A 12922-nucleotide genomic window follows, 5' to 3' on the forward strand; every position below is an offset into this window, starting at 1 on the left:
CTGTGACGGCGCCCACCGCGCGTCGACGCCCGTTCGAGAGCCGCCGCCCCTCGGCCGCGGCCCGGCACCGGCCGGCTCAGCCGGCCGTCTCCCGCAGATAGCGGTCCAGGGCCCGCCGGTGATAGCCCGGCCCGAACCGCGCCCCGGCCGCCTGAGGCACCAGGCGCCGCAGCTTCGCCACCGAGGGGCAGTGGGAGAAGGCGCTGTCGCCCCCGCCCACCACCACCTCCTCGGCCTTGAGACCCAGCCGCCGCTTGAGGTGCGCGACGAGCTCCCGCACCTCCACGCAGTCGCCGGAGGCCACGTTCACCGTCTCGTCGCGCACCCCGGAGGCGAGCAGTCCGTCCACGAGCCCGACGAAGTCCGCCACGTGCAGCAGGTCGCGCCGGGCCCCCGGGTGCACCCGGACCCGCCCCTCGCGCAGTTGTGACACCAGCGCCGGGACCAGCCGGAAGTCCGGCCCGTGCGGCCCCAGGACATAGCCGAGGCGCAGCACCAGATGAGCCACGCCCGAGTCCCGCACGACCTGCTCCAGGGCGAACTTGTGCCGGCCGTAGCGGGTGCTCGGCACGAGCGGGTCGTCCTCGCGCCCCCGGCAGCCGGGACCGCCGTACATGCTGGCCGTGGAGAGGAAGACCAGCAGTTCGCCGCGCCGGCGGCAACGGGCGACCGTCTCCCGCACCAGCGCCGCCTCCCGCTCGTGCTCGCCGTCCGGCAGGTGCTGGCGCGGCACACCCGCGGCCAGCACCGTCACCCCGGGATGCGCCTCGCGCAACGGCCACAGATGCCGGGCGATGAAACCCTTGCCGATGATGTCCATGACCGCGTGACCCTACGGCGCCGGTGCCACCGCATCCTCGTGCCCGGCTCGACGGCGGCCCCGGGCACGGCCAAGCGGAGTCGAGGGGGGATCGAGCACGCCTGCCTAGCGTCCTGCCCATGACGGCGAGCATGACCGACGGCGAGTTGGGGCGTGTGCTGCTGACCCTGCGCGGCGTCCAATGGATTCTGGGCACCAAAGGAGATCCGTACGCGCTGCTGCTCCGCGCGGCCGGAGACGACCCGAACGACCTCGGACGGCAGGTCCGCGACCGGGGTCCCCTCTACTGGAGCAGCGCCGAGGCGTGGGTGACGGCCGATCACGAGGTGGCCGCGGCCGCCCTGGCCGACCCACGCCTCACCCCCCGGCCGCCCGACCCCGGCCCCGCCCCCGGCGGACCCGCCGGGGAGCCCGCGCCCTGGGACGTACCGGCACTGCGGGAGGCGCTGCCGCTGCCCGAGCTGCCGGCCGCGCTCGACCGCGCGGAGTACGAGCGGCTCCACCGCCGTGCGGAACCGGTGCTGGGCGAGCCGGCCCTGCGCCGTCTGCGCCCGGCGGCCGTCCGCGCCTACCGGGAGCGGGCGGCCGCGCTGGGGGAGCGCTTCGACCTGGTCGACGACCTGGTCCGGCCCGCCACCACGGGGGCCGCGCGCGTCCTGCTCGGTGTGCCCGCACGGCACGCCGAGCGCTTCGCCCGGCTGTGCGCCGAGGCCGCGGGCGGGCTGGACGCCACGCTCTGCCCGCCGCGCCTGGACACCGCCCGCCGGTACGGCGCCGTGCTCCCGGAGCTCCACGCGCTGCTCGCCGAGACGGTCCGCGAGGCCGGGGCGAGGCGCGCGGACCCCCCGACCGGCCGCCCGCACGGGCCGGGCCTGGCCGGGCGGCTCCTCGCGGCCCCCGGACCCGACGGGCCGACCGCGCCCGCCGACGTCCTGACGGTCTGCGCCCTGCTGACCCTGGTGGGCGTCGAGCTCGCCACGACCCTGACCGCCGACGCGGTCGCCCTCCTCCTGGACCACCCCGACCAGTGGCGGGCCCTGTGCGAGGACCCCGGCCTCGCCCCCGCCTGCGTCGCGGAGACCCTGCGCTGCGCCCCGCCCGTACGGCTGCACCGGCTCTACGGGGGCCAGGACCTGGAACTCGCCGGCACCAAGGTGGCGCGGGGCGAGGAAGTCGTCGTGCTCGCCGCGGCCGCGCACCGCGACCCGGTCCGCCACACCGACCCGGACCGGTTCGACGTCCGCCGGCCCGCGCCCGCCCTCCTTCCGCAGACCGGGCGGTTCGACGCCCTCGTCCTCCCGGCGGCCCGGCTGGCGGCCGAGGCGGCCCTGGCGGCCTGCGCCGCGGAGCTGCCCGACCTGGCCCGCACCGGCGAGGTGCTGCGCCGACTCCGCGCACCGATCACCGGGGGCGTGTTCCGCTTCCCCGCCGCACGCCGGGACACCGGCCGTGCCCACCCGACCCCCTGAACCGGACCCAATGACCGCGAGGAAGGCCCCCCATGTGCCGTGTCTGTGGAGGACCCGTCCGTCAGTTCTTCGACTTCGGGCGCCAGCCACTCTCCGACGCCTTCGTGGACCCCGACCGGGTCGACGAGGAGTACTTCTACCGGCTCGCCGTGGGCCTGTGCGAGTCCTGCGGCATGACCCAGCTCCTGGACGAGGTCCCCCGGGACCGCATGTTCCACGCCGCCTACCCCTACCACTCGTCCGGCTCCGCCCACATGCGCCGCCACTTCGAGCGGACCGCCGGCCGGCTCTCCCGGACCCATCTGCGCGGGGCCGACCCCTTCGTCGTGGAGATCGGCTGCAACGACGGCGTGATGCTGCGGGCCCTCGCCAAGGAGGGCATCCGCCACCTGGGCGTCGAGCCCTCCGGCGGCGTCGCCGAACTCGCCCGCCAGCAGGGCGTCCGGGTCCGCAACACCTTCTTCGAGGAGGCGACGGCGGCCGAGATCCGCGCCGCGGACGGCCCCGCCGACCTCGTCTACTCGGCCAACACCATCTGCCACATCCCCTACCTCGACTCCGTCTTCCGCGGGCTCGACACCCTGCTCGCCGAGGACGGCGTCTTCGTCTTCGAGGACCCCTACCTCGGCGACATCCTGGAACGCACGACCTTCGACCAGATCTACGACGAGCACTTCTACTTCTTCACCCTCACCTCGGTGCGCACCGCCGCGGCCCGCTACGGCTTCGAGGTCGTCGACGTCGAACGGCTGCCGGTGCACGGGGGCGAGCTCCGCTACACCCTCCGGCGGGCCGGCCGCGGCACCCCGAGCCGGGCCGTCGCCGCGCTGGCCGCCGAGGAGGAGCGCCGGGGGCTGGGGCGGCCCGAGGTCTTCGAGGGCTTCGCCGCCGGGATCGAACGCATCCGCACCGATCTGACCGCCCTCCTGCGCGGCCTGCGCGCCGACGGCAAGCGGGTCGTCGGCTACGGCGCCACCGCCAAGAGCGCCACCGTGACCAACTACTGCGGCATCGGACCCGAGTTGATCGAGTGGGTCTGCGACGCGACGCCCGCCAAGCACGGACGGCTCACCCCCGGCACGCACATCCCGGTCCGCCCGACCGAGGCCCTGACCGAGCCCTACCCGGACTACGCGGTGCTGTTCGCCTGGAACCACGCCGAGGAGATCATGGCCAAGGAGCGGCTGTTCCGCGAGTCCGGCGGGCGCTGGATCGTCTACGCGCCCGAGGTGCGCGTCATCTGACCCCGCAGAACGCCGCCGGCAATGCCGGCACCCACCCCCAGCAGACGAGGACGGTGTCATGGAGTCGCGACAGCTCGCCGTGGACGGCGCGTTCGAGTTCCGGCCGAGGATCTTCACCGACGAACGAGGGCTCTTCGTCTCGCCCTTCCAGGAGACGGCCGCCCGAGAGGCCCTGGGCCACCCCCTGTTCCCCGTGGCCCAGACCAACCACAGCCGCTCCCGGCGCGGCACGATCCGGGGCGCCCACTACACCCTCACGCCCCCGGGCATCGCCAAGTACGTGTACTGCGCGCGCGGCAGCGCCCTGGACATCGTCATCGACGTCCGGGTCGGCTCGCCGACCTACGGACGCTCGGAGACCGTCCTGCTCGACCAGGAGGAGTTCCGCGCCGTCTACTTCCCCGTCGGCGTGGCCCACGCCTTCGTGGCGCTGGAGGACGACACCGTGATGTCGTACATGCTCTCCGGCGAGTACGTACCGGAGAACGAGCTCTCCCTGTCGGTGTACGACCCGGTGCTCGACCTGCCGCTGCCCGAGGGCCTCGACCCGGTGATGTCCCCGCGCGACCGGGCCGCGCCCACCCTGGAGACGGCCGAGAAGTCCGGCACCCTCCCCGACTACCGCCGGTGTCTGGAGCTCGAACGGGCACTGTGCGGCGGCCCGGTCCGATGACCGGCGGGAGGCGGCCCCCGGCCCACCGCCCGGCCGTCGCCGTCCTCGGCGCGACGGGCTGTGTGGGCCGTGCGGTGACCGCCGCCTTCGAGCGGGCCGGCCGCCCGGTCCTCGGCCTGGCCCGGCGCCCGCCCGCGGACCCGGCCGGCCGCCGGTTCCACCCGCTCGACCTCGCCGCCGTCGACGCCGCCGAACTCGCGGACCTCCTCGCCGCCGCCGGGGTCGGCACCGTGGTCAACGCCGCCGGCGGCTGGGTCACCGGCGCGGCGGAGAACGAACGCGCCCACGTCCGCCTCGTGGAGAACGTGCTCGACGCCTGCGCCCGGCTGCCGGAACCGGTCCGTCTCGTGCAGCTCGGCACCGTCCACGAGTACGGTCCGCTGCCCGCCGGCACCGCCGCCGACGAGACCCTCGTCCCGCGCCCCGAATCCGTCTACGCGCGCACCAAGCTCGCCGGGGCCGAAGCCGTCCTGCGGGCCACCCGCGCGGGCACCGTGGACGGGGTGGTGCTCCGCGTGGTCAACCTCTGCGGACCGGACGTGTCGGCGGCCGGATTCCTCGGCGCCGCGGTCCGCAGTCTGCGCGCCGCCACCCCGGACCGGCCCGCCGAACTGACCGTCGCCGACGCCCGCCGGGACTTCCTGGACGTACGCGACCTGGCCGCGGCCGTCCTCGCGGCCGCCGCCGCCCCGGTGACCGGACAGGTCGTCAACGTGGGCCGCGGCGAGGCCGTACCCCTCTCCCACCTGCTCGACCTGCTCATCGCCGCCGCGGCCCCGCCGCCGGGCGCGGTACGCCTGCGCACCGCACCCGTCGACTCCCGGGGCGGCGACTGGACCCTGGCCGACATCGGCCGGGCGGGCCGCCTGCTGGGCTGGCGGCCGGAGGTCGACCTGCCCGCATCGATCAAGGACATGTGGGACGCCAGCCGCGCGGACCACCCAGTGGAGCACGCATGACCGAAGCCACCACGCGCCGCGCGAGCCCGCGGCGCCCCACCACCCCCACGCCCCTGCGCGTCGCCGCCTCGGCCCGGGCCCGCGAGGGCGTCCACACCCCGGGCGAGGACTTCCACGACTGGTTCGCGGCGCTCGCCGAACGCTCCTACACCCGGGTCGAGCGCGTCCCGCTGGACGGGCTCGACGGCTGGGAGACCGACCCCCGCACCGGCAACCTGCACCACCACACGGGCCGCTTCTTCACCGTGGAGGGCCTCGACGTGCGCATCCCGGGCGGACCGGTGCCCGCCTGGAGCCAGCCCATCATCAACCAGCCCGAGATCGGCGTCCTGGGCATCCTGGTCAAGGAGTTCGACGGCGTCCTGCACTGCCTGATGCAGGCCAAGGTCGAGCCGGGCAACGCGGGCGGGCTGCAGATCTCCCCGACCGTGCAGGCCACCCGCAGCAACTACACCGGCGTCCACGGCGGCCGGCCGGTGCCCTACCTGGACCTGTTCCGGGACCCCGGCCCCCGGGGCCCGCTCGTCGACGTCCGCCAGTCCGAACAGGGCTCCGCCTTCCACCACAAGCGCAACCGGAACATGGTGGTCGAGGCCGACGGCGAGGTGGAGGTCCACGAGGGCTTCCGCTGGTTCACCCTGGGCCAGCTGCACCGTCTGCTCGCCGAGCGGGACCTGGTCAACATGGACGCCCGGACCGTGCTGTCCTGCCTGCCCTTCGCCCACGCGGAGCTCGCCCGGGAACTCGGGCCGCCCGCCGACCCGTTCCGTGCCGCCCTGTTCCGCTCCTGCGACCCGACGGCCGAGCCCCGGCACTCGCTGGGCTCCGTGCTCAGCTGGATCACCGAGGCCCGGACCCGCACCGAGGTCCGCGCCCACCGCGTCCCGCTCGCCGGACTCCCCGGCTGGCACCGCAGCCGCGACCGCATCTCCCACGACAGCGGTGCCTTCTTCGACGTCATCGGCGTCCGTGTGGAGGCCCGGGGCCGTGAGGTCGCCGGCTGGTCCCAGCCGATGATCGAGCCCCACGGCACCGGCGTCGTCGCCTTCCTGACCCGGACCCTCGACGGGGTGCTGCACGTCCTGATGCACGCCCGGGCCGAGGCCGGCTACATGGACGTGGTGGAACTCGCGCCCACCGTCCAGTGCACCCCCGACTCCTACGCGTTCCTGCCGAGCAGCGCCCGGCCGCGCTTCCTCGACGAGGTGGAGCACGCGGACCCCGGACGGATCCGCTTCGAGTCCGTCCTCTCCGAGGAGGGCGGACGCTTCCACCACGCGCTCAACCGCTATCTGGTCGTCGACACCGACGGCGGACCGGCCGGCCGGGCGGACGTCCCGCCCGACGACCCCGAGTACCGCTGGATGACCGTGCACCAGCTCGTCGAGCTGCTGCGCCACAGCCACTACCTCAACATCCAGGCCCGCAGCCTGGTCGCCTGCCTGCAGAGCCTGCTCGTGACCGAGGAGCCTGCGCCGCCCACAAAGAGGAAGGTGCGGTGATGAACGCCGAGAACGTACGACAGGTCACCCGGTGCCGGGTGTGCGGGGACTCCGACTGGCAGGAGGTGGTCGCCTTCGGCGACGTGCCGCTGGCCAACGCGTTCCTGGAACCGGCCGCCTCCTACGAGGACGAGCCGGCCTACCCGCTGGGCGTGGTGTCCTGCCGCTCCTGCCGGCTGATGAGCGTCACCCACGTCGTCGACCCCGAGGTGCTCTACCGCACCTACAGCTACGTCACCTCCGGTTCGGAGACCATGACCCGGCACATGGAGTTCGTCGCGGAGCTCTGCCGCGAGCGCGCCGGACTCGCCCCCGGCCACCTGGTGGTCGAGCTCGGCAGCAACACCGGCCAGCAGCTCGCCGTCTTCGCCCGGGACGGGGCCCGCGTGCTCGGCGTCGACCCGGCCCGCAACCTGACGGCGTTCGCCCAGCGGATCGGGATCCCCACGCTTCCCGAGTTCTTCACCCCCACCACCGCCGAGGCGGTCCACCGCGCCCACGGACCCGCCCGTCTCATCCTCGGCCGGCACGTCTTCGCCCACATCGACGACCTCGCGGGCGTGCTCGCCGGGGTGCGCGCCCTCCTCGCCCCCGACGGCGTCTTCGCCGTCGAAGTCCCGTACGCCGTGGACCTGCTGGAGAAGCACGCCTTCGACACCATCTACCACGAGCACCTGTCGTACTTCCTGGTGCGCACCCTGGACACCCTCTTCACCCGCCACGGACTGAGCCTCTTCGACGTCGAACGGCTCCCCGTCCACGGCGGCTCCCTGCTGGTCCTCGTCGGCCTGCACGGAGTGCGCCCCGTCACCGACGCCGTCGGGGCGCTCATCGCCGCCGAGGAGCGGGCGGAGCTCGGCACCGACGCCGGCTACCAGGAGTTCGTCCGCGGCGTCCACACGGTCCGCGAGGAACTCCCCGCCCTGGTCAGGTCGTTGGTCGCGGAGGGCAACCGGGTCGCCGGTTACGGGGCCTCCGCCAAGGGCACCACGATCCTCAACCTCTGCGGGCTCGGCCCGGACGAGGTCGCCTACTGCACCGACACCACCCGGCTCAAACAGGACAAGGTGCTGCCCGGCACGCACATCCCGGTCCGCAGCCCCGAGCACGCCAGGGCCGACCCGCCCGACGTCTACCTGATGCTGGCCTGGAACTACGCCGACGAGATCCTGCGGAAGGAGAAGGAGTTCCTGCGGGCGGGCGGGCGCTTCGTCCTGCCGTTCCCCAAACCCACGATCGTCTCGGCGGACTCCTTCCGCTGAGCCGGCGGGCGCGCAGCGCGGGGCCCGGCGGACGTCCCACGGCGTCCGCCGGGCCCCGCGCCGTGCTCAGGGCCGGTCGTCGCGGGTCACGTACCGCTCGCGCACCCGCCACTCACCGTCCTCGGACACCAGGACGTCCTCGCACACGCACATCAGGACCAGCCGCGGCTCGTCGTCCTTCCGGGTCGCCACCACCTGGACGTACGAGCGCACCCGCACCGCGCCGTCGGCCGGCTCCTCCACCACCTCGGTGGTCAGCAGGTGCCGGCGGACCTCGCCCTCGGCGACGAGCGCCGCGTGCGCGGTGCGGACGCCCTCGGCCAGGGCCGCGCGCCCGCGCACCGGCTCGGGCAGCGAGGGCGGCGCGAACAGGCCGTCCTCGGTGAAGGTGGCCGCCCAGGCCTCGGCGTCGCCGGAGTCGAGCAGCTGCATCTGCCGGGCGTGGAAGCGCCGGACTCCGGCACAGAGCGCCGCGTACGAGGTGCTCGCCGGGCTGACGGTCTGGCTCACGTTTCTCCCTCCCGGCCCGCGCCGGTCGCGGGTCCGCTGCCGGGATGCTCGCGCGGCCGCGTGGAGCCGGACTCGTGCCCGGACCGGCCCCGGCCTCCAGTGCGGCTCGACCGTGGCTCCGGAACCTGCCGGGAGGATCCCGACCCTGATCCCGACCCGACCCGACCCGACCCGAGCCGAGCCGAGCCGACCTCGGACCTCGGCCCCCCGGCGGACCCCGATCCGGGCCTCGGTCTCGGGCCCGACCCACGGAGGTGCGACGTGAGGCTCATCGACCTGTCCTCGCCGGTGGACGCTGCGCTCTGGGAACCCGACCCGGTGGAACACCGCGTCCTCACGCCCCGCGAGGGAGCCCTGCACATGAGCGAGGAGATGCGTGCCCACTTCGGCGTCGACTTCGACCCGGACGACCTGCCCGACGGGGAGTTCCTCTCCCTCGACCGCCTCACCCTCACCACCCACACCGGCACCCATGTCGACGCTCCCTCCCACTACGGCTCGCGGGCCGGATACGGCGACGGCATCCCGCGCCACATCGACCGCGTGCCGCTGGACTGGTTCCTGCGGCCCGGGATGGTCCTCGACCTCACCGACGCGCCCACCGGGACGATCGGCGCGGAGCGGCTGGAGAAGGAGTTCGCCCGGATCGGGCGCCGCCCGGAGCCGCTGGACATCGTCCTGCTGCACACGGGGGCTCAGCGCCATCAGGGCACCCAGCGGTACTTCACCGACTTCGCCGGCCTCGACGGCCCCGCCGTGCACCTGCTGCTCGACCTCGGGGTCCGGGTCGTCGGCACGGACGCCTTCAGCCTGGACGCCCCGTTCGGCGACATCATCGCGCGCTACCGGGCCACCGGGGACCGCCAGGTGCTGTGGCCGGCGCACATGATCGGCCGGGACCGCGAGTACTGCCAGATCGAGCGGCTCGCCCACCTGGAGGAGCTGCCCGGGCCGTACGGCTTCCGGGTCGCCTGCTTCCCCGTGAAGATCGCCGGCGCCGGGGCCGGCTGGACCCGCGCCGTCGCGCTGGTCGACGAGTGAGCCCCGGCGCCACCGCACCCGCCCCTGCCGCGCGCCCTCGCCCCGCCCCCGCGCGGACCCGCCCGCCCATCCCACCGGCGCCCGCCCGCCGGGCCCCGACCCGAAGGAGGCCGATGTTCGGTCACGAGCTCGCGGACGTCTACGAGCTGGTCTACCGCTCCCGTGGCAAGGACTGGGCCGCGGAGGCGACCGAGACCGTCCGGCTGATCAGGGAACGGCTCCCCGGCGCGGACTCCGTCCTGGACGTCGCCTGCGGCACCGGCGCCCACCTGGAGACCCTCGCCGGACACTTCGCCCACGCCGAGGGGCTCGAACTCTCGCCGGCCATGCTGGAGCGGGCCGCCGACCGCCTCCCGCCGGAAGTGCCCCTGCACCAGGGCGACATGCGGGACTTCGACCTCGGGCGCACCTTCGACTCCGTGGTCTGCCTCTTCACCGCCATCGGCTACCTGCCGGACCTCCCGGACATGCGGGCGGCGGTCGCGGCCATGGCCCGGCACCTGCGCCCCGGCGGAGTGCTGGTCGTCGAACCCTGGTGGTTCCCCGAGCGGTTCCTGGACGGGTACGTGGCCGGGGACCTGGCGAGCGACGAGCGGCGCACGGTCGCGCGGGTCTCGCACTCGACCCGCCGGGGCCGGACCACCCGGATGGAGGTGCGGTTCGTCGTCGGCGACGCCGACGGCATCAGGGAGTTCACCGAGATCGACCTGCTCACCCTGTTCACCGAGGAGGAGTACCTGGCGGCGTTCGCCGACGCCGGCTGCCCGGCGGAGTACCTGCGCCCCGACTGGACGGCACGGGGGCTCTTCGTGGCCCGCCGCGGCTGACGGGACCCGGGGGCGGCCCCCTCACCCGGAAGCGGCACCCCCCTTCCGGAAGCTGCCCCCTCACCCGGAGGCGGCGGCGAACTCCTCCGCGATGGCCATCACGTACCGTCCGTACTCCGAGTTGCCCAGCCGCGCGCCGAGCCGGTGGCACTCCTCCGGTCCGATGAAGCCCATCCGCAGGGCCACCTCCTCGACACACGCGATCCGCACCCCCTGCCGCTCCTCCAGGGTCCGCACGTACTGGGCGGCCTGGAGCAGCGACTCGGGGGTCCCGGTGTCCAGCCAGGCGAAACCGCGCCCGAACTCCACCAGCCGGGCCCGGCCGCTCTCCATGTAGGCGCGGTTCAGATCGGTGATCTCGAGCTCGCCGCGGGCCGAGGGGCGCAGTCCCGCCGCCATCCCGACCACGTCGGAGGCATAGAAATAGAGTCCGGTGATCGCCCGGTTCGAGCGGGGCCTGGCGGGTTTCTCCTCGATGGAGACGAGTTTTCCGTTCCCGTCGGTCTCGCCCACCCCGTACCGCTCGGGGTCGTGCACCGCGTATCCGAAGAGCAGGCATCCGTCCACGTTTTCGCGCTCTTTCCTGAGCAGCTCGGAGAAGGAATGCCCATGGAAAATGTTGTCGCCGAGCACCAGGGCCACGGAATCGTCCCCGATGTGCTCGGCGCCGATGACGAAGGCCTCCGCGATACCGTTCGGCTTCGGCTGCTCCGCGTACGTGATGCGCAGGCCGAGCTGGCTCCCGTCACCGAGCAGGCGGCGGAACAGTGCCAGGTCGTGAGGGGTGCTGATGAGGAGGATGTCCTGGATGCCGGCCAGCATCAGCACCGACAGGGGGTAGTAGACCATCGGCTTGTCGCCGACCGGGAGCAACTGTTTCGACACGGCCAGCGTGATCGGATGGAGACGGCTTCCCGTGCCTCCGGCCAGAATGATTCCCTTCATGGCCAGGGATGCTAGCCAGGCGAAATCAACGACGACAAGAACGGATATCCCGAGTCGAGGTGCAATCGAGCGGGATACGAGCGGCGTCCATTGAAATCTGGCCCCATCCGAGCGGAATTGGAGAATGCCCGTGACCATTCGTGTGTGGGGATATCTGGACGAGTACGCCGCGGAACGCGAGGAGATCCTCGACGCGGTCGACACCGTCTTCGGATCGGGCCGCCTGGTCCTCGCCGACAGCGTCCGGTCGTTCGAGGAGGAGTTCGCCGCCCGGCACGGCGCCGGGCACTGCGTGGGCGTCGACAACGGCACCAACGCCGTCAAACTCGGCCTGGAGGCCCTCGGGGTCGGTCCCGGGGACGAGGTGATCACCGTCTCGAACACCGCGGCCCCCACCGTGCTCGCCATCGCCGGCACCGGGGCCACCCCGGTCTTCGTCGACGTGCGCGAGGACTACCTGATGGACGTCTCCCGGGTCGAGGCCGCCCTGACCCCGCGCACCCGTTGTCTGCTCCCGGTGCATCTGTACGGCCAGTGCGTCGACATGGCCCCCCTGGAGGAGCTGGCCGCGCGCCACGGGCTCGCCGTCCTCGAGGACTGCGCGCAGGCCCACGGCGCCCTGCACCACGGCCGCCCGGCGGGGACCATGGGGAAGGCAGCCGCCTTCTCCTTCTACCCGACGAAGGTCCTCGGCGCCTACGGCGACGGCGGCGCGGTCCTCACCTCCGACCCCGAGGTGGACGAGGCGCTCCGCCGGCTGCGCTACTACGGCATGGAGGAGCGCTATTACGTCACCGCGCTGCCCGGGCACAACAGCCGTCTCGACGAGGTGCAGGCCGAGATCCTGCGGCGCAAGCTCCGCCGTCTCGACTCCTATGTCGCCGCCCGCCGCGAGGTGGCCCGGCGCTACGCCGAGGGCCTCGCCGACACCGACCTCGTCCTCCCCGGGACCAGTCCCGGCAACGAGCACGTGTACTACGTCTACGTCGTGCGCCACCCGCGCCGGGACGCGATCATCGAGGCGCTCCGCGAACACGACATCGAACTCAACGTCAGCTACCCGTGGCCGGTCCACACCATGACCGGATTCCGGCACCTCGGCTACCGGGAGGGCGCCCTGCCGGTGACCGAGCGGCTGGCCGGGGAGATCTTCTCGCTGCCGATGTACCCCTCACTCGCCCCGGACGTCCAGGACCGGGTCGTCGAGGCCCTGCGCGAGGTGCTCAAGACCCTGTCCTGACACCGAGAGTCGGGCCGTGAAGAGCCCGTTCTCGCTGTGGCTCAGCGCTCGCAGGGCGGCGGCGTGCGGGGCGAACTCCGGCCGCCCCACCGCCCGCCGGAACGAGGCCCGGTCCGCCCAGACCGCCAGGTTCACATAGACGGCCGGGTCCTCCAGTTCCCGCAGCAGGCTGTGCCGGACGAAGCCCGGCTGGCGGGCCATGAAGGCGGAGGTCCGGGCGAAGACCTCCTCGAACTCCGCGGCCGGACCGTGGACGGTGAACCTGTTGACGAAGGTCACCTCGGCGTCGTGGCGGATCCCGTCGGGCATGGGAGCGGCCCTCCTCGTCTCGTCGTCCTGCCGTCCGGTCGTCCCGGAGGCATGGCGGCGAGCCTGGCCGGGTCCCGTGGAGAAGCTCTCGACTCCGGCTGACCGGCCTCCCAGGACACCC

Annotated in this window: 13 protein-coding genes; 9 read left to right on the forward strand and 4 right to left on the reverse strand. The window is 73.7% G+C overall.

The window, feature by feature from the left end:
- Nucleotides 1-76: 76 nt before the first annotated feature.
- The gene (locus ACH414_RS02630; protein WP_398940625.1) at nt 77-820 is read right to left on the reverse strand and encodes an NAD-dependent epimerase/dehydratase family protein; all 744 of its coding nucleotides are present in this window, start codon (nt 818-820) and stop codon (nt 77-79) included.
- Nucleotides 821-939: 119 nt separating this feature from the next.
- Between ACH414_RS02630 and ACH414_RS02635 the strand changes: the two genes are divergently transcribed.
- From ACH414_RS02635 to ACH414_RS02660, 6 genes are read left to right on the forward strand one after another with little or no spacing between them, the layout of a single operon-like run.
- Nucleotides 940-2289, forward strand: coding sequence for a P450-derived glycosyltransferase activator (locus ACH414_RS02635; RefSeq protein ID WP_398940626.1), 1350 nt, complete (start codon nt 940-942; stop codon nt 2287-2289).
- 32 nt (nt 2290-2321) lie between these two features.
- Nucleotides 2322-3533 carry a methyltransferase domain-containing protein gene (locus tag ACH414_RS02640; RefSeq protein WP_398940627.1) on the forward strand — a complete coding sequence of 404 codons (1212 nt, stop codon included), beginning with the start codon at nt 2322-2324 and terminating at the stop codon, nt 3531-3533.
- A 58-nt stretch (nt 3534-3591) separates the two neighbouring features.
- The gene (locus tag ACH414_RS02645) at nt 3592-4206 is read left to right on the forward strand and encodes a dTDP-4-dehydrorhamnose 3,5-epimerase family protein (RefSeq protein ID WP_398940628.1); all 615 of its coding nucleotides are present in this window, start codon (nt 3592-3594) and stop codon (nt 4204-4206) included.
- A complete protein-coding gene (locus ACH414_RS02650; protein WP_398940629.1) occupies nt 4203-5165 on the forward strand; it encodes an NAD-dependent epimerase/dehydratase family protein in 963 nt (320 codons plus the stop codon). The genes ACH414_RS02645 and ACH414_RS02650 overlap by 4 nt, the downstream gene beginning before the upstream one ends.
- On the forward strand, nt 5162-6667 hold the full coding sequence (locus ACH414_RS02655) for an NDP-hexose 2,3-dehydratase family protein (protein ID WP_398940630.1): 1506 nt from the start codon (nt 5162-5164) through the stop codon (nt 6665-6667). Before ACH414_RS02650 ends, ACH414_RS02655 begins: the two co-directional genes overlap by 4 nt.
- Nucleotides 6667-7929 (forward strand): methyltransferase domain-containing protein, encoded by a 1263-nt coding sequence (locus ACH414_RS02660; protein WP_398940631.1) that lies wholly within the window; start codon nt 6667-6669, stop codon nt 7927-7929. The genes ACH414_RS02655 and ACH414_RS02660 overlap by 1 nt, the downstream gene beginning before the upstream one ends.
- A gap of 66 nt (nt 7930-7995) precedes the next feature.
- Here the strand turns inward: ACH414_RS02660 and ACH414_RS02665 are convergent, their stop codons facing one another.
- Nucleotides 7996-8439, reverse strand: coding sequence for a nuclear transport factor 2 family protein (locus ACH414_RS02665; RefSeq protein WP_398940632.1), 444 nt, complete (start codon nt 8437-8439; stop codon nt 7996-7998).
- A gap of 261 nt (nt 8440-8700) precedes the next feature.
- Between ACH414_RS02665 and ACH414_RS02670 the strand changes: the two genes are divergently transcribed.
- Together ACH414_RS02670 and ACH414_RS02675 are read left to right on the forward strand one after the other, a co-directional pair.
- Nucleotides 8701-9480 carry a cyclase family protein gene (locus ACH414_RS02670; RefSeq protein ID WP_398940633.1) on the forward strand — a complete coding sequence of 260 codons (780 nt, stop codon included), beginning with the start codon at nt 8701-8703 and terminating at the stop codon, nt 9478-9480.
- A gap of 113 nt (nt 9481-9593) precedes the next feature.
- Complete coding sequence (locus tag ACH414_RS02675; protein ID WP_398940634.1) at nt 9594-10307, forward strand: class I SAM-dependent methyltransferase; 714 nt, start codon at nt 9594-9596, stop codon at nt 10305-10307.
- A gap of 60 nt (nt 10308-10367) precedes the next feature.
- Here ACH414_RS02675 and rfbA read toward each other — a convergent pair whose 3' ends face one another.
- A complete protein-coding gene (gene rfbA, locus ACH414_RS02680; RefSeq protein ID WP_398940635.1) occupies nt 10368-11252 on the reverse strand; it encodes a glucose-1-phosphate thymidylyltransferase RfbA in 885 nt (294 codons plus the stop codon).
- A 130-nt stretch (nt 11253-11382) separates the two neighbouring features.
- On the opposite strand from rfbA, the gene ACH414_RS02685 reads away from it, so the two are divergent.
- Nucleotides 11383-12492 carry a DegT/DnrJ/EryC1/StrS family aminotransferase gene (locus tag ACH414_RS02685; protein WP_398940636.1) on the forward strand — a complete coding sequence of 370 codons (1110 nt, stop codon included), beginning with the start codon at nt 11383-11385 and terminating at the stop codon, nt 12490-12492.
- Here the strand turns inward: ACH414_RS02685 and ACH414_RS02690 are convergent.
- Nucleotides 12424-12801, reverse strand: coding sequence for an antibiotic biosynthesis monooxygenase family protein (locus ACH414_RS02690; RefSeq protein WP_398940637.1), 378 nt, complete (start codon nt 12799-12801; stop codon nt 12424-12426). The genes ACH414_RS02685 and ACH414_RS02690 overlap by 69 nt on opposite strands.
- Nucleotides 12802-12922 lie beyond the last annotated feature (121 nt).

Source organism: Streptomyces sp. NPDC020422, assembly GCF_044386705.1.
GTDB lineage: Bacteria > Actinomycetota > Actinomycetes > Streptomycetales > Streptomycetaceae > Streptomyces.

Excerpts from the sequence above, each read along its gene's own strand:
- ACH414_RS02660 (WP_398940631.1), top strand. The coding sequence starts at position 6,667 with ATGAACGCCGAGAACGTACGACAGGTCACCCGGTGCCGGGTGTGCGGG.
- ACH414_RS02675 (WP_398940634.1), top strand. The coding sequence starts at position 9,594 with ATGTTCGGTCACGAGCTCGCGGACGTCTACGAGCTGGTCTACCGCTCC.
- ACH414_RS02690 (WP_398940637.1), bottom strand. The coding sequence starts at position 12,801 with ATGCCCGACGGGATCCGCCACGACGCCGAGGTGACCTTCGTCAACAGG.
- ACH414_RS02640 (WP_398940627.1), top strand. The coding sequence starts at position 2,322 with ATGTGCCGTGTCTGTGGAGGACCCGTCCGTCAGTTCTTCGACTTCGGG.
- ACH414_RS02630 (WP_398940625.1), bottom strand. The coding sequence starts at position 820 with ATGGACATCATCGGCAAGGGTTTCATCGCCCGGCATCTGTGGCCGTTG.
- ACH414_RS02645 (WP_398940628.1), top strand. The coding sequence starts at position 3,592 with ATGGAGTCGCGACAGCTCGCCGTGGACGGCGCGTTCGAGTTCCGGCCG.
- ACH414_RS02655 (WP_398940630.1), top strand. The coding sequence starts at position 5,162 with ATGACCGAAGCCACCACGCGCCGCGCGAGCCCGCGGCGCCCCACCACC.
- rfbA (WP_398940635.1), bottom strand. The coding sequence starts at position 11,252 with ATGAAGGGAATCATTCTGGCCGGAGGCACGGGAAGCCGTCTCCATCCG.
- ACH414_RS02650 (WP_398940629.1), top strand. The coding sequence starts at position 4,203 with ATGACCGGCGGGAGGCGGCCCCCGGCCCACCGCCCGGCCGTCGCCGTC.
- ACH414_RS02635 (WP_398940626.1), top strand. The coding sequence starts at position 940 with ATGACGGCGAGCATGACCGACGGCGAGTTGGGGCGTGTGCTGCTGACC.